Consider the following 15926-nt stretch of genomic DNA (forward strand, 5'->3'; position numbering starts at 1 on the left):
GGGCGGGGCGGCTCGCGGCGCCGTCCTCGGCCTGCGGAACCGGGCCCTGCCCTTTCGGGCGCTCGGGCACTCGGGCACGGGGGAGGGGGTGTCCGCGCAAACGCCGGCGGCCCGGACCCCCTGAGGGGTCCGGGCCGCCGGCCGTGCGCCGCCGCCGTCTCAGAGGACGTCGGCCGCGATGTTCTCCGCCACCCGCTCCAGCAGCGGACCCGCGTTCGGGATGCTGACCGCCGGGTCCGGCTCGAGGTCCGTCAGCGGGTAGGCCCGCTGGATGCCGGCGGCCTGGAGGGCCTCCTGCGTGAGCAGCAGGCGGCCGCAGACCGCGACGACCGGCTTGCCGGCCGCACGGGCAGCCGCCGCGACACCGGCCGGAGCCTTGCCGTGGAGGGTCTGCTCGTCCAGCGAGCCCTCGCCGGTGATGACCAGCGTCGCCCGCTCCAGTGCCGGCGCGAAGCCGAGCACCTCGAGCATCAGCTCGATGCCGGGACGGAACGAGGCTCCGAGCAGCAGTGCCCCGTAGCCGATGCCGCCGGCGCCGCCCGCGCCGGGCGAAACCGCCGCCTCGGCGGCCAGGGAGCCGATCGACTTCTCCAGGACCACCGCGAAGTGGGCCAGTGCCGCGTCCAGGGTGGCCACGTCCTCGGGCGACGCCCCCTTCTGCGGGCCGTAGATCGCCGGAGCGCCCTTCGGACCCGTCAGAGGGTTGTCCACGTCGCTCGCCAGGACGAAGTCGACCTCCTTGATGCGGGGGTCGACGCCGGACAGGTCGGCCGAGGCCAGAGCCGCCAGCGCGCCGCCGCCCGGACCGACCGGTTCACCGTTCGCATCCAGGAAGATCGCGCCCAGTGCGGCCAGCATGCCCGCGCCGCCGTCGGTGGTGGCGCTGCCGCCCACACCGAAGACGATGGAGGTCGCGCCCGCGTCGAGTGCGGCCTTCAGCAGTTCGCCGGAGCCGTAGGTGGTCGCCGTCAGCGGGGCGAAGACACCCGCCGGCATGAGCTGGAGGCCGGAGGCCTCCGCCATCTCGACCACCGCGGTGCCCTCGCGCAGTGCGAAAGCGGCCGTGACCTGGTCACCGAGGGGTCCGGTGACCCGTACCTCCCGGCGTTCGAAACCGGCCGCCACAGCGGCCGCGACCGTACCGTCGCCGCCGTCCGCGACGGGGAGGGTCTCGATCTCCACGCCGGGTACGGCCTTGCGAAGGCCGGCCGTCACCCGCTCCGCGACCTGAACGGCCGTGAGCGAGCCCTTGAATTTGTCCGCGGCGATGAGCACGCGCGCGGTCTCAGTTACTGCTCCGTCCGTCACCTTGCTAATCCCTTGCTATCGAACAGTGCAGTCGCGCCACCCATGAGCCTATCCGGAGGATCCTCCTATGCCCATGCGTGGCCTGGGCCACACCCGGCGCGCCATGCCCCTAAATACGGATATACGCCTGCATAGTGTGGCCGCATGAGCGCGGATTCACTGGAACAGGCACGTCCGAATTCCCCGGGTGGGGGGTCCGAAGGCCCGGATGACGGCACTCCCGACCGTACCGTCGTGGCCATCGGAGTGATCTCCGTCCTGGCCGTCGTCGCCTGGGCGGCGCTCGGCAAGAGCTCCTTCGACACGGCGTCGAGCACGGCCCTGGCCTGGGTGCTGAACAACTTCGCCTGGCTGTTCGTGATCGCCGCCGACGTGTTCCTGGTCATGTGCGTGGTGCTCGCGATCAGCCGCTTCGGCCGGATCCGGCTCGGCAAGGACGACTCGGAGCCGGAGTTCACGAACCTCGCGTGGATCGCGATGATGTTCAGCGCGGGCATGGGAATCGGTCTGATGTTCTACGGGGTGGGGGAGCCGCTCACCCACTACCTGAACCCGCCGCCCGCCAGCGGCGCCGCACCCGGCACCGGGGACGCGGCCCGCGCGGCGCTCGACTACTCCTTCTTCCACTGGACCCTCACCCCCTGGGCGATCTACGGCATCGCCGGCCTCGCCCTGGCCTACGCGACCTTCCGCAAGGGCCGCGGCAACCGCCTCAGCTCCGCCTTCGTCCCCCTCATGGGCGAGGAGCGGGCCAACGGCTGGCAGGGCAAGGCCATCGACCTGCTCGCCGTCTTCGCGACCGTCTTCGGCACCGCCACCAGCCTCGGCCTCGGCGCGCTCCAGGTCGCCAAGGGGCTCAACATCACCACCGGGATCGAGGACTCGACCACCGTCGAGCTGATCATCATCGGATCGCTCTCCGCCGCCTTCGTGCTCTCGGCCTTCTCCGGCCTGCACAAGGGCGTCAAATGGCTCTCCACGATCAACATCGTGCTCGCCGCGGCCCTGATGATCTTCGTCTTCGTCCTCGGCCCGACCGTCTACGTCCTCGACGTGATCCCGGCGAGCATCGGCAGCTACCTGCACGAGCTGCTCCCCATGGCCACCCGTACCGGCGCCTTCACCGACAGCGCCTGGCTGGGCGCGTGGACGATCTTCTACTGGGCGTGGTGGCTCTCCTGGGCCCCGTTCGTCGGCACCTTCATCGCCCGCATCTCCCGCGGCCGCACGATCCGCGAGTTCCTCATCGGCGTACTGCTGATCCCCAGCGGCGCCACCGTCATCTGGTTCTGCGTCATGGGCGGCACCGCGATCCGCCTCGACTCCACCGGTGCCGCCGACATGGCCTCCAAGCTCAAGGAGGGCACCGAGGCCTCGCTCTTCGCGATGCTCGACGCGCTCCCGCTCGGCGGGCTCACCTCCTGGATCGCGATGGCCCTGGTGATGACGTACTTCGTCACCAGCGCCGACTCCGCCTCCCTCGTCATGGGCTCGCTCACCAGCCGCGGCTCGCTGCACCCGCCGACCTGGCTCGTGGTCACCTGGGGCGTGCTGATGGCCGCGGTGGCCGCCGTACTCCTGGTCGCGGGCGGCCTGAAGTCCCTCCAGACGGCCACCATCCTGGTCGCGCTGCCGTTCGTCATCGTGATGCTGGTGCTCTGCTGGGCCCTGGTGAAGGAGTTGCGGGAGGACCCGGGTGCGGGCCCCGTCCGCCACCACGCGCTCCACGGCCTGCGTGACGCGGTCAAGGCCATGGTCGGCGACGCCATCACCGAGCAGGGCCCGGCCCGCCACCCGCGCCTGCGCCGCCTGGCCGAGTCGAAGAACCGCGACCGCGAGGACGCCGGCACGGGCGGCCCGTCCGGCGGCCCGGGCACCAGCGGCGGGACCGGCGGGAGCACCCCCGAAGCGTGAGCCCGAGGCGTGACCCCGAAGCGTGCCCCCCGATCACCCGGGGCGGCTGGGTAGGGTTGCGGCGTGACCACCACGGATGATTACGCCACCTACATCGCGAGCCTGCCCCGGGTGCTGGCCGGCGCGGCCGTGCTCTACCGGGACGACAGGGGCCGGGTGCTCGTCGTCGAGCCCAACTACCGGGAGGGCTGGGTGCTGCCGGGCGGCACCATCGAGTCCGACCGGGGCGAATCCCCGCGTACGGCCGCCCGCCGGGAGAGCGCCGAGGAGATCGGCCTCGACCTGCCGCTCGGCCGGCTGCTGGCCGTGGACTGGACCCTGGGCCCGGCCCGGCCGCCGCTCGTGGCGTACGTCTATGACGGCGGCGTGCTCGACGCGGCGCAGCTCACCTCCATCAAGCTCCAGGAGGAAGAGCTGATCTCGTGGCGGCTGGTCGAACCGGCCGAGCTGACGGACTATCTGCTCGGAGCGCTGGGACCGCGCATCGTAGAGGCCCACCGGGTCCTGCAGTCGGGCGAGGGCGCCGCGGAACTGGAGAACGGCCGCAGGCCGCAGGGCTCTTGAACCGGCCGCCCGCTCGTTATCCCTTGCCTACACCGAGCAGGACAGAATTCAGCAGATGATCACGATGTACGCCTGGCCCAGCACGGCCGACGGGCCCGACGCGCTGCCCATGGTCCACTTCACCACCGACCAGCAGGCCGGTGGCGAGGTCACCCCCGAGGGGGTGCCGGTCTGGATGTTCGACACCGCGATCCGCGACGGCGGCTGGGCCCAGTTCACCGACTTCGAGGCCTGGTCCGTGCCGGCCGCCGGCTGGCAGGCGTTCTACCGCCGCGAGGACGACGTCCTCGCCGTCACCGGCCCCGGCTCCTGCGAGGGCTGGTACCAGGGCGGCCTCGGGGCCGACGCCGAATGGGTGGGCGCGGCCACCGCCCAGCAGAGCGTGGTCCTGCTCGCGGCCCCCGTCCAGCACCCGTCGCTGTACGCCTACGCGGTCGAGGCCGGAGCCGGCTTCGCACTGCTGGTCCCGCTCGTGGTGATCTAGGGACCCCGGCCTAGAGCTGGTCCACCCCCGACTCGAAGGCCAGCAGGCGCACCTTGCGGTCGATGCCGCCGCCGTAGCCGGTCATGGAGCCGGACGCCCCGATGACGCGGTGGCAGGGCACGACGATGCCGACCGGGTTCTTCCCGTTGGCCAGGCCCACGGCCCGCGAGGCGTTCGGCTTGCCGAGCCGGGCCGCCAGCTCCCCGTAGGACCAGGTCTGCCCGTAGGGGATCCGTACGAGCTGCTCCCACACGCTGCGCTGGAACTCGGTGCCCTCCAGCCGGAGCGGGAGGTCGAACTCGGTGAGCTCCCCGGCGAAGTACGAGGTCAGCTGCCGCACCACCTCGGGGAAGGGCTCCTCCCCGGCCGCGACCCGCTCGCCGAAGGACTCCTCGGCCGGACGGTGGCGCTGGCCGGCCATGTAGAGGCCGCTGAGGAAGCCGTCGGTGGCGACCAGGGTGAGTTCCCCGTAGGGGCTGTCGACGACGGTGTGCTGCCTGCGGCCGGTGGACGCGGGGCCTGTGCTGTTGCCGGACATGGTGTTCGTGCTCCTCGGTTCAGGCGGGCAGGAAGTTGATGGCGTGGTCCTCGGTGGCCCACAGGTACTGGACGGCGTACGCGCGCCAGGGCCGCCAGTGGGCCGCGCGGGCCGTCAGCGCCGAGGGCGTGGACGGCAGCCCGAGCCCCTTCGCGGCCCGCCGGATCCCCAGGTCGGAGGGGATGAAGGCATCGGGGTCGCCCAGCGCCCGCATCGCGATGATCTCGGTGGTCCACGGGCCGAAACCGGGCAGCGCGTTCAGATGGGCCCGCGCCGTCTCCCAGTCGCTGTCGATGCCCAGCGGCAGGGAGCCGTCGGCGAGCGCCGAGACCAGCGTGGTGAGGGTGGCCCGGCGGCTGCGCGGCAGGGCCAGCGCCTCCGGATCGAGCCCGGCCAGCGCCTGCGAGGACGGGAACAGGTGGGTCAGCCCGCCCTCGGGGTCGGGATCGGCCACCGGCTCGCCGTGGGCGGCCACCAGCCGGGCCGCGTGCGTACGGGCCGCGGCCGTGGACACCTGCTGGCCCAGGACCGCGCGTACGGCGAACTCCTCCGCGTCGACCGTACGGGGCACCCGACGCCCGGGAGCCTTGTCCACGAGCGGGGCCAGCAGCGGATCGGCGCGCAGCTGCTCGTCCACGGCCTCGGGATCGGCGTCGAGGTCCAGCAGGCGACGGCAGCGGCTGATGGCGATGGTGAGGTCGCGCAGGTCGGTCAGGGCGAGCTGGCAGCCGATGTGGTCGGGCTGCGGGGTGAGGGCGACGACCCCGGTGCCGTACGGGAGCCGCAGCGTGCGGCGGTACGCGCCCGCGCGCCACTCCTCGACGCCGGGTACGGCGGTGGCGGCGAGGTGCCCGAAGAGGTTGTCGGGGTTGAGGGGGGTGCGGAAGGGGAGCCGCAGGCTGATGGTGCCGGGCACCCGGGCGTCCTGGCGGCTGCCGTTCCCGGCCCGGGCGCGCAGCTCGCTGGGGGCGAGGGCGAAGACCTCGCGGACGGTGTCGTTGAAGGTCCGGATCGAGGAGAACCCGGCGGCGAAGGCGATGTCGCCCATCGGCAGCTCGGAGGTCTCGATCAGCAGCCGGGCGGTCTGCGCGCGCTGGGCCCGGGCGAGGGCCAGGGGGCCGGCGCCGAGCTCGGCGTTGAGCTGGCGCTCCACCTGGCGGGCGGAGTACCCCAGCTTGGCGGCCAGCCCCGGGACCCCCTCCCGGTCGACGACCCCGTCCTGGATGAGCCGCATGGCGCGGGCGACGGCGTCGGCGCGGGCGTTCCACTCGGGGGAGCCGGGGGAGGTGTCCGGACGGCACCGCTTGCACGCCCGGTACCCGCTCTGCTGGCAGGCGGCGGCGCTGGGCAGGAAGGTCATGTTCTCGACCTTGGGAGGCACCGCCGGGCAGCTCGGGCGGCAGTAGATCCCGGTGGTCCTGACCGCGGTGAAGAACCATCCGTCGAAGCGGGCGTCCTTGGACCGGACGGCCCGCACGCAGCGCTCGGTGTCGGTGTACATGGCTCCATCCTTCCGGCGCGAGGTCCGGGGGGCTGGCGGTTTTCCGACATCAAGACTACGAGCCGGGGTGGCCGGGCGGGCGGGCCAGGGCAGGCGGGCCGGGATGGGCGGCGGGTGGGCGCGCGATGGACGGCCGGGGCGAGACTTCGGTGGAGGAGTCGGGCAAGGCTTCGGCGGGGGTGTGAGGACCCCCGCGGATGCGAAAGGGCCCCCGGTGCCTGTTCGGCGGCCGGGGGCCCTCTCGTACGCGTACAGCCGCGGCTAGCGGGCCTGGGTGGCCCTCGCCTCGCGGCGGTTGTGGCGGAACGTGTTCGCGCGACGGGTCGTCGCGAACAGCGGGATGGTCGCCGCCAGAGCGATCTGCAGCGCGCAGCCCGTCTGGAGCAGCAGCGCGCCGCCCGGGGCGTCGAACGCCCAGGCCGCCAGCAGCCCCATCGCCCCGACGATCCAGCTCAGCATCGCCACCGCGAGGACACCCCGCGGCTTGGGGTACTCGACCCGGCTCACCATCAGCCAGGCCACACCGACGATCGCGAGGAGCGTCGGAACGAACGGCAGCTCCAGCAGCACGATCGAGACGACCGTGAGCGCGCCGAAGGGGCTCGGCATGCCCTGGAACATGCCGTCCTTCATCGTCACGCAGCTGAATCTGGCCAGGCGCAGGACGACCGCCAGCAGGACGACGATCGCCGCCAGCGCCGACATCTTCTGGTGCGCGTCGTCGGCGACCAGGCCGTAGACGAGCACGAAGTACGCGGGCGCCAGACCGAAGCTGATCAGGTCGGACAGGTTGTCCAGCTCAGCACCCATCGGCGAGCTGCGCAGCTTGCGGGCCACGATCCCGTCGAAGAGGTCGAAGACGGCCGCGAGGAGCATCAGTATCACCGCGGTGGCCGCGCTGTGCCGGGCCATGCCCGACTCGCCGCTGCCGGTGAGGTGCGGGATGAGGATCCCGGTGGTGGTGAAGTACACCGCCATGAATCCGCAGGTCGCGTTACCGAGGGTGAGGGTGTCCGCTATCGACAGCCGCAGGGAGAGCGGCATGTCGTCCTCGGCGGACTCCTCCTCGGAGGCGGAGGCCTCCGGCACCCAGCCGGTGGCAGGAGTCTCAGGGTCAGTCACGGTCAATTCGGGTCACCCCCGCGGTGGTGGCCTGTCCGACCTCGACCGCGACCTCGACACCCTCGGGGAGGTAGATGTCGACGCGGGAGCCGAAGCGGATCAGACCGATGCGTTCGCCCTGCTCCACCTTGGTGCCGGCCGGCAGGTACGGGACGATGCGTCGCGCGACGGCGCCGGCGATCTGCACCATCTCGATGTCGCCGAGCTCGGTGTCGAAGTGCCAGACAACGCGCTCGTTGTTCTCGCTCTCCTTGTTGAACGCCGGAACGAATCCACCGGGAACGTGCTCCACGGACGTCACCGTGCCCGCGAGGGGCGCGCGGTTGACGTGGACGTTCAGCGGGCTCATGAAGATCGCGACCCGGGTCCGTCCGTCCTTCCACGGCATGATGCTCTGCACCACTCCGTCGGCGGGGGAGATGACCCGGCCCTGCGTGATCTCACGCTCGGGGTCGCGGAAGAACCACAGCATGCCCGCCGCGAGAGCGGTGGTGGGCACGGCCACTGCCGCCCAGCGTCCGGACTTGCGGGCCCGGGTGAGGCTGAGAGCGGCGGTGGCGACGGTCGGCAGAAGCCACGGCGATGCTCCGCGCGCGAGGCGTCCACCGAGGAGGCCGACGCGAGGTGCAGAGGTTTGGCTGTGGGGCATGGATGACCTTCGTAGCGGGTGATGCCGCGCCGGAAACACGGGGACGTGACGGCGGCTTTACTGGAATGCTATCGGTTGCACGCAACAACTGGGCAAGCCAGAAGCCGAGTCGATGACCGCAAGCCAGTGACTGCTAGTGATTCTTTTGCGGAAAACCACTGGATGATTCGCCGCAAAAGGTACTTTCAGCCCTGCAGTCGGTACTCCTCAAGCAGGCGTCGCCCGATGATCATTTTCTGGATCTCGGCGGTACCTTCACCGATGAGCAGCATCGGCGCCTCGCGGTAGAGACGCTCGATCTCGTACTCCTTGGAGAAGCCGTAGCCGCCGTGGATGCGGAACGCGTCTTCCACCACCTCCTTGCAGTACTCGGAGGCGAGGTACTTCGCCATCCCTGCTTCGAGGTCGTTTCGTTCCCCGGAGTCCTTTTTGCGTGCTGCATTGACCATCATCGCATGGGCGGCTTCGACCTTGGTAGCCATCTCGGCCAGCTTGAACTGGATCGCCTGGTGCTCGGCGATGGCCTTGCCGAAAGTGTGACGTTGCTGGGCATACGAGACACCGAGCTCGAAAGCACGCTGTGCGACGCCGCAGCCACGGGCCGCCACGTTGACGCGGCCGACCTCGACCCCGTCCATCATTTGGTAAAACCCTCGGCCGGTCTGGCCCCCGAGGACCCGATTGGCCGGAATGCGCAGTCCGTCCATGATGAGCTCGGTCGTGTCGACGCCCTTGTAGCCCATCTTGTCGATCTTGCCCGGGATGGTCAGGCCGGGACGGACCTCGCCGAAGCCCGCCTCCTTCTCCACCAGGAAGGTCGTCATCGACTTGTGGGGGGCGGTGCCCTCCGGGTGTCCTTCGTCACTGCGGACCAGGACGGCCACCAGCGTGGACGTGCCGCCGTTCGTCAGCCACATCTTCTGGCCGTTCAGGACGTACTCGTCGCCGTCCTTCACCGCCTTGGAGGTGATGGCCGACACATCGGAGCCCAGCCCCGGCTCGGACATCGAGAACGCGCCGCGCACCTCTCCCAGCGCCATCCGCGGGAGGAAGTGGTCCTTCTGCTCCTGCGTGCCGTGCTGCTTGAGCATGTACGCCACGATGAAGTGCGTGTTGATGATGCCCGAGACGGACATCCAGCCGCGCGCGATCTCCTCCACGCACAGCGCGTAGGTGAGCAGCGACTCACCCAGGCCGCCGTACTCCTCCGGGATCATCAGGCCGAAGAGGCCGAGTTCCTTGAGGCCGTCGACGATCTGCTGCGGGTATTCGTCCCGGTGCTCCAGCTGGGTCGCGACCGGGATGATCTCCTTGTCGACGAACTCCCGGACGGTCTTGAGGATGTCCCTCTGGTCGTCCGTCAGGCCGGCGGTCTGGGCAAGTCGGCTCATGGTTCTACTTCCCCTGTTCCTTCAGCGTGGGGCGGCCGGGCTGCTCGCCGCCGCGCTCCTTGATGTACGTCTCGGTCGGGACCATCACCTTGCGCCGGAAGACGCAGACGAGGGTGCCGTCCTGCTTGTAGCCCTTGGTCTCCACGTAGACGATGCCGCGGTCGTTCTTCGACTTCGACGGGGTCTTGTCGAGGACCGTGGTCTCGCCGTAGATCGTGTCCCCGTGGAAGGTCGGCGCCACGTGCCGCAGCGACTCGATCTCCAGGTTGGCGATCGCCTTGCCGGAGACGTCCGGCACGGACATGCCCAGCAGCAGCGAGTAGATGTAGTTGCCCACGACCACGTTCTTGCCGAAGTCGGTCGTGTTCTCGGCGTAGTTGCTGTCCATGTGGAGCGGGTGGTGGTTCATGGTCAGCAGGCAGAAGAGGTGGTCGTCGTACTCGGTGACCGTCTTTCCGGGCCAGTGCTTGTAGACCGCGCCGATCTCGAACTCTTCGTAGGTGCGTCCGAACTGCATGGTGCTACGCCTCCGGGATCTCGAACTTGGTGGTGCGCTCCATGCCCGCGGCGCGGCCCTTGCCCGCGATGACCAGGGCCATCTTGCGGCTGGCCTCGTCGATCATCTCGTCGCCGAGCATCGCCGAGCCCTTCTTGCCGCCGGCCTCGGAGGTGCACCAGTCGTACGCGTCGAGGATCAGCTCGGAGTGGTCGTAGTCCTCCTGGGAGGGGGAGAAGACCTCGTTGGCCGCGTCGACCTGGCCCGGGTGCAGCACCCACTTGCCGTCGAAGCCCAGCGCCGCCGCGCGCCCGGCGACCTCGCGGTAGCCGTCCACGTTCTTGATCTGGAGGAAGGGGCCGTCGATCGCCTGGAGGTTGTGCATGCGGGCCGCCATCAGGATCCGCATCAGGATGTAGTGGTAGGCGTCCGCGCCGTACCCGGGCGGCTGCATGCCCACGACCAGGGACTTCATGTTGATCGAGGCCATGAAGTCGGCCGGGCCGAAGATGATGGTCTCCAGCCGCGGGGACGCGGCGGCGATCTCGTCGACGTTGACCAGGCCCTTGGCGTTCTCGATCTGCGCCTCGATGCCGATCTTGCCGACCTCGAAGCCCATGGTCTTCTCGATCTGGGTCAGGAGGAGGTCGAGCGCCACGACCTGCTGGGCGTCCTGGACCTTCGGCAGCATGATGCAGTCGAGGTTCTGACCGGCGCCCTCGACGACGGTGATCACGTCGCGGTACGTCCAGTGCGTGGTCCAGTCGTTGACGCGCACCACACGGGTCTTGCCGGTCCAGTCGCCCTGGTTCAGCGCCTCCACGATCGTGTGGCGGGCACCCTCCTTGGCGAGCGGGGCGCAGGCGTCCTCGAGGTCGAGGAAGACCTGGTCGGCCGGCAGGCCCTGGGCCTTCTCCAGGAACCGGGGGTTGGAACCCGGAACCGCGAGGCAGGAGCGGCGCGGCCGCAGCCGGTTGACCGGGGAAGAGGGCGTGGTCATGCGGGGACCTCCGTGCTTGCAACGATGTCTGTGGTGTCGGCCTCGACGGTGCCTTCGCCGCCGTCGAGCGGGTGGAGCTTGTTCGCCTTGCGGATCTCGTCGACGATACGGCCGATGATCTCCGTGATGCCGAAGTCCTTCGGGGTGAAGACCGCGGCGACCCCGGCGGCCTTCAGCGCGATGGCGTCGGCATTCGGAATGATGCCGCCGAGGACGACGGGGATGTCACCCGCCCCCGCCGCGCGCAGGCGTTCCAGCACGTCCGGCACGAGAGCGCTGTGCGAGCCGGACAGGATGGACAGTCCCACGCAGTGCACGTCCTCGGCCAGCGCCGCGGAGGAGATCTCCTCGGGGGTCAGCCTGATCCCCTGGTAGACCACCTCGAAACCGGCGTCGCGGGCCCGCACGGCGATCTGCTCGGCGCCGTTGGAGTGCCCGTCCAGGCCGGGCTTGCCGACCAGCAGGCGCAGCCGGCCGGAGCCGAGCTCGTCGGCCGTACGGGAGACCTTCGCGCGGACGAGGGCCATGGGGGTCCCCTCCTCGGCGGTCACGGCCACCGGGGCCGAGGAGACCCCGGTCGGAGCCCGGAACTCCCCGAACACCTCGCGCAGGGCGCTGGACCACTCGCCGGTGGTGACACCGGCGCGGGCGCACTCCAGCGTGGCCTCCATCAGGTTCTCGGTCCCGGCGGCGGCCTCCTTGAGCCGGTCCAGGGCCTGCATCACCGTCGGGAAGACGAACGGGTCGCCCTCGCCCTGCCGGTCCGAGGACTCCTGGCGCTCGGCGCGCCAGCGGCCGATCCGCTCGACGGTCAGCGCCTCGGTCGCCGGGTCCACCGTCATGATGGCGCCGTCCAGGTCGGCGGTGAGCGGGTTCTCCTCGGTCTGCTGGAAGCAGTTGACGCCGACGATCTTGTCCTCGCCGGCCTCGATCCGGGCCCGCCGCTCGGCGTGCGAGGAGACCAGCTCGCCCTTGAGGTACCCGGACTCCACGGCGGCCATCGCGCCGCCCATCTCCTGGATCCGGTCGATCTCGGCCAGGCACTCGGCCACCAGGGACTCGACCTTGGCCTCGATCACGTGGGACCCGGCGAAGATGTCCTCGTACTCCAGCAGGTCGCTCTCGTGCGCCAGGACCTGCTGGATGCGCAGCGACCACTGCTGGTCCCAGGGCCGGGGCAGGCCCAGAGCCTCGTTCCAGGCCGGCAGCTGCACGGCGCGGGCGCGGGCGTCCTTGGACAGGGTGACCGCGAGCATCTCCAGCACGATCCGCTGGACGTTGTTCTCGGGCTGCGCCTCGGTCAGGCCCAGGGAGTTGACCTGGACCCCGTACCGGAAGCGGCGCTGCTTCTCGTTCTCGATGCCGTAGCGCTCGCGGGTGACCTTGTCCCAGATGCGGCCGAAGGCGCGCATCTTGCACATCTCCTCGATGAAGCGGACGCCCGCGTTCACGAAGAAGGAGATGCGGGCGACGACCTCACCGAAACGTTCCGGCGGGACCTGGCCCGAGTCGCGCACCGAGTCCAGCACCGCGATCGCGGTCGACATCGCGTACGAGATCTCCTGGACCGGCGTGGCTCCGGCCTCCTGGAGGTGGTACGAGCAGATGTTGATCGGGTTCCACTTCGGGATGTGGTTGACCGTGTACGCGATCATGTCCGTCGTCAGCCGGAGCGAGGGGCCGGGCGGGAAGACGTGCGTCCCGCGCGACAGGTACTCCTTGACGATGTCGTTCTGGGTGGTGCCCTGGAGCTGGGCGATGTCCGCGCCCTGCTCCTCGGCGGCCACCTGGTAGAGCGCCAGCAGCCACATGGCGGTGGCGTTGATCGTCATCGAGGTGTTCATCTGCTCCAGGGGAATGTCCTGGAACAGCCGCCGCATGTCGCCCAGATGGGAGACCGGGACCCCGACCCGGCCCACCTCGCCGCGGGCGAGGATGTGGTCGGGGTCGTAGCCGGTCTGCGTCGGGAGGTCGAACGCGACCGACAGGCCGGTCTGGCCCTTGGCGAGGTTGCGGCGGTACAGCTCGTTGGACGCCTCGGCCGTGGAGTGGCCGGCGTACGTCCGCATGAGCCACGGACGGTCTTTCTGGCGCTCTGTCATCTCAGGCTGTCCCTTTGGCCCTTGAACGATCTCAGACGGATCAGACGGTCGTACGGATCAGACGGTCGGACGGATCGGGCGAAGGATCAGATGTCGCGGAAGCGGTTGATCGCTTCGAGGTGCGTCGCGCGCATCTCGTGGTCGCGCACGCCCAGGCCCTCCTCGGGGGCCAGCGCGAGGACGCCGACCTTGCCCTGGTGGAGGTTGCGGTGGACGTCGTAGGCGGCCTGGCCGGTCTGCTCCAGGGAGTAGACCTTCGACAGGGTGGGGTGGATCTTGCCCTTGGCGACCAGGCGGTTGGCCTCCCAGGCCTCGCGGTAGTTCGCGAAGTGGGAGCCGACGATCTTCTTCAGCGACATCCACAGGTACCGGTTGTCGTACTCGTGGTTGTAGCCCGAGGTCGAGGCACAGGTGACGATCGTGCCGCCCTTGCGGGTGACGTAGACCGAGGCGCCGAAGGTCTCGCGGCCCGGGTGCTCGAAGACGATGTCCACGTCCTCGCCGCCGGTCAGCTCGCGGATGCGCTTGCCCAGGCGCTTCCACTCCTTCGGGTCCTGGGTGTGCTCGTCCTTCCAGAACTTGTAGCCCTCGGCGCTGCGGTCGATGATCGCGGTCGCGCCCATCGCCCGGCAGATGTCCGCCTTCTGCGCGCTGGAGACCACGCAGATCGGGTTGGCGCCGCCGGCCAGCGCGAACTGGGTGGCGTACGAGCCGAGCCCGCCGCTGGCGCCCCAGATCAGGACGTTGTCGCCCTGCTTCATGCCGGCGCCGTTGCGGGAGACCAGCTGGCGGTAGGCGGTGGAGTTGACCAGGCCGGGGGAGGCGGCCTCCTCCCAGCTGAGGTGGTCGGGCTTGGGCATCAGCTGGTTCGACTTGACGAGTGCGATCTCCGCCAGGCCGCCGAAGTTGGTCTCGAAGCCCCAGATGCGCTGCTCGGGGTCGAGCATCGTGTCGTTGTGGCCGTCGGAGGACTCCAGCTCGACCGACAGGCAGTGCGCGACGACCTCGTCGCCCGGCTTCCAGGCGTTCACGCCGGGGCCGGTGCGCAGGACGACGCCCGAGAGGTCCGAGCCGATGACGTGGTACGGCAGGTCGTGGCGCTTGGTGAGCTCCGACAGGCGCCCGTAGCGCTCCAGGAAGCTGAAGGTGGAGACCGGCTCGAAGATCGAGGTCCACACGGAGTTGTAGTTGACCGAGGAGGCCATGACGGCCACCAGGGCCTCGCCCGGGCCGAGCTCCGGCACGGGGACCTGGTCCAGGTGCAGGGACTTGCGGGGGTCCTTCTCGCGGGTGGTGAGCCCGGCGAACATCTCCACCTCGTCCTTGTGCACGGTGATCGCGCGGTACGAGTCGGGGAGCGGCAGGGCCGCGAAGTCGGCGGCCGTCGCGGCCTGCGACTGGATCGCGTCCAGGATGTCCTTCACGGTGTTGCCTCCGGCCATGCGCTGATGAGGGTGCGCTCAGGGAAACGGGTGGTGTGGAGCGGCGGAGCTGAGGGGGGTCGAGCGGTGTCGTGCGATGTTCTGGGGCGCCGTCGATTCGGCTGGGGTGCTGCTGCGCGTTGCCTGTGGTGGGGCTGTGCGGGGGCCTGGTGACGCAGGCATCCGGGGCGCGGTCCGTGCCGAGTGGGCTGGACCGCGGGGACATCCGGACGAGATTCAACGTATGGCACCCCGTGTCACTCAGCAAGGCACCGCGTGCCAAAACTTTCTCTCATTTGCCGATTGACCTGCGCGGATGAGCGATGATCGATCAGAGTTACCCGTGAGTAGGGGCAACCCGGACAAACGAAACGGCCGCCCCCCGGAACGGGAGCGGCCGCTGTGACGAGCGTTACTGCTGTGTTCTGCTACCTCTGCTTGAGCGCCTCTTCGATCGTCCGCATGACCTCGTCGAGCGGAGCGTCCGTACGGGCCACCGCGACCAGCACCTCGCCCTGCGTACGGACCGAGGCCGCGGCCGGGGCCGGAGCGGCCGGGGAATCGGAACCGTGCGCCGGCTGGGCCGAGCCCAGCGTGCGCCCCGCGCCGATCCCGGTGCCGAAGGTCTTGCGCACGATCGAGAAGGCGTGGTCCAGCTGCGCCTCCACGTCCCCCTGGCCGCCCGCCCGCAGCCAGCGCCGCAGCACGTGGTTGTGGGCCGTGACCACCGCGGAGGCGGCCACCTCGGCCAGCAGCGGGTCGTCGTTGCCGTCGTGGTGGTCGGTCTCGTCGAAGTGGGCCAGCAGGTAGCGGGTGAAGAGCCGCTCGTACCGGGCCACCGAGGCGATCTCCCGCTCCCGCAGCGCCGGCACCTCGCGGGTGAGCCGGTAGCGCTCCACCGACACCGCCGGCGAGGCGGCGTACATCTTCATGACTTCCTTGATCCCCCGGCACACCGTGTCGAGCGGGTGCTCGTGCGCCGGGGCCACGTCGAGGACGGCCTCGGCGCGGGTCAGGGTGTCGTCGTGGTCCGGGAAGATCGCCTCTTCCTTGGAGCGGAAGTGCCGGAAGAAGGTCCGGCGCGCCACTCCGGCCGTCGCGGCGATCTCGTCGACCGTCGTGGCCTCGTACCCCTTGGTCGCGAAGAGCTCCATCGCGGCCGCCGCCAGCTCACGGCGCATCTTGAGCCGCTGGGCGGCCGCCTTGGTGCCGGCCGGGCTCTCCGTGGCATCGGAGGCCGAGGAAGCGCGGGGCGAGGTCTTGACGGGCTGGGACATAGAGCGAAAGTACTTCATCCGCGCCGGAGAGCGCTCCCGAGGGGGCTGGGACAGGGGTGGATGCGGGGGAGGGCCCGCACTGGGCCCGGAAGGTACGGCCTGCCGTGAGGGTCCGGCAGACCCGAGCAGCCCTCCCCACGCATCCGGCTCAGGGGCCGG

Annotated in this window: 14 protein-coding genes; 3 read left to right on the forward strand and 11 right to left on the reverse strand. The window is 70.2% G+C overall.

The genetic code is table 11. The features are described 5' to 3' along the window. Positions 1–159: 159 nt before the first annotated feature. The gene (locus OG490_RS30245) at positions 160–1308 is read right to left on the reverse strand and encodes a glycerate kinase (protein WP_330299437.1); all 1149 of its coding nucleotides are present in this window, start codon (positions 1306–1308) and stop codon (positions 160–162) included. 144 nt (positions 1309–1452) lie between these two features. On the opposite strand from OG490_RS30245, the gene OG490_RS30250 reads away from it, so the two are divergent. The 3 genes from OG490_RS30250 (at position 1453) to OG490_RS30260 (ending at position 4270) form a co-directional block, all read left to right on the forward strand. Continuing rightward, positions 1453–3222 carry a BCCT family transporter gene (locus OG490_RS30250; protein WP_330299438.1) on the forward strand — a complete coding sequence of 590 codons (1770 nt, stop codon included), beginning with the start codon at positions 1453–1455 and terminating at the stop codon, positions 3220–3222. Between the two features lie 63 nt (positions 3223–3285). After that, a complete protein-coding gene (locus tag OG490_RS30255; protein WP_330299439.1) occupies positions 3286–3786 on the forward strand; it encodes an NUDIX hydrolase in 501 nt (166 codons plus the stop codon). Positions 3787–3841: 55 nt separating this feature from the next. Continuing rightward, positions 3842–4270, forward strand: coding sequence for a hypothetical protein (locus OG490_RS30260; RefSeq protein ID WP_330299440.1), 429 nt, complete (start codon positions 3842–3844; stop codon positions 4268–4270). A gap of 10 nt (positions 4271–4280) precedes the next feature. Here the strand turns inward: OG490_RS30260 and OG490_RS30265 are convergent, their stop codons facing one another. The 10 genes from OG490_RS30265 to OG490_RS30310 form a co-directional block, all read right to left on the reverse strand. Continuing rightward, positions 4281–4808 carry a methylated-DNA--[protein]-cysteine S-methyltransferase gene (locus OG490_RS30265; RefSeq protein ID WP_330299441.1) on the reverse strand — a complete coding sequence of 176 codons (528 nt, stop codon included), beginning with the start codon at positions 4806–4808 and terminating at the stop codon, positions 4281–4283. A 19-nt stretch (positions 4809–4827) separates the two neighbouring features. Next, positions 4828–6309, reverse strand: a complete 1482-nt coding sequence (locus OG490_RS30270; RefSeq protein ID WP_330299442.1) for an AlkA N-terminal domain-containing protein — start codon at positions 6307–6309, stop codon at positions 4828–4830. A 261-nt stretch (positions 6310–6570) separates the two neighbouring features. Continuing rightward, positions 6571–7353, reverse strand: a complete 783-nt coding sequence (gene pssA / locus OG490_RS30275; protein WP_443065991.1) for a CDP-diacylglycerol--serine O-phosphatidyltransferase — start codon at positions 7351–7353, stop codon at positions 6571–6573. Positions 7354–7423: 70 nt separating this feature from the next. Continuing rightward, positions 7424–8080 (reverse strand): phosphatidylserine decarboxylase, encoded by a 657-nt coding sequence (locus OG490_RS30280; protein WP_328301641.1) that lies wholly within the window; start codon positions 8078–8080, stop codon positions 7424–7426. A 185-nt stretch (positions 8081–8265) separates the two neighbouring features. Further along, positions 8266–9471 (reverse strand): acyl-CoA dehydrogenase family protein, encoded by a 1206-nt coding sequence (locus tag OG490_RS30285; protein WP_330299444.1) that lies wholly within the window; start codon positions 9469–9471, stop codon positions 8266–8268. Between the two features lie 4 nt (positions 9472–9475). Next, on the reverse strand, positions 9476–9988 hold the full coding sequence (locus OG490_RS30290) for a MaoC family dehydratase (protein WP_053681718.1): 513 nt from the start codon (positions 9986–9988) through the stop codon (positions 9476–9478). A 4-nt stretch (positions 9989–9992) separates the two neighbouring features. Then, positions 9993–10967 (reverse strand): HpcH/HpaI aldolase/citrate lyase family protein, encoded by a 975-nt coding sequence (locus tag OG490_RS30295; RefSeq protein ID WP_330299445.1) that lies wholly within the window; start codon positions 10965–10967, stop codon positions 9993–9995. Then, positions 10964–13069: a protein meaA gene (locus OG490_RS30300; protein WP_330299446.1), complete on the reverse strand. Its 2106-nt coding sequence runs from the start codon at positions 13067–13069 to the stop codon at positions 10964–10966. Before OG490_RS30300 ends, OG490_RS30295 begins: the two co-directional genes overlap by 4 nt. A gap of 86 nt (positions 13070–13155) precedes the next feature. Beyond that, on the reverse strand, positions 13156–14493 hold the full coding sequence (gene ccrA, locus OG490_RS30305) for a crotonyl-CoA carboxylase/reductase (protein WP_330301127.1): 1338 nt from the start codon (positions 14491–14493) through the stop codon (positions 13156–13158). A 425-nt stretch (positions 14494–14918) separates the two neighbouring features. Continuing rightward, a complete protein-coding gene (locus OG490_RS30310) occupies positions 14919–15767 on the reverse strand; it encodes a TetR family transcriptional regulator (protein ID WP_330299447.1) in 849 nt (282 codons plus the stop codon). Positions 15768–15926 lie beyond the last annotated feature (159 nt).

This window comes from Streptomyces sp. NBC_00503, assembly GCF_036346895.1.
Classification (GTDB): domain Bacteria; phylum Actinomycetota; class Actinomycetes; order Streptomycetales; family Streptomycetaceae; genus Streptomyces.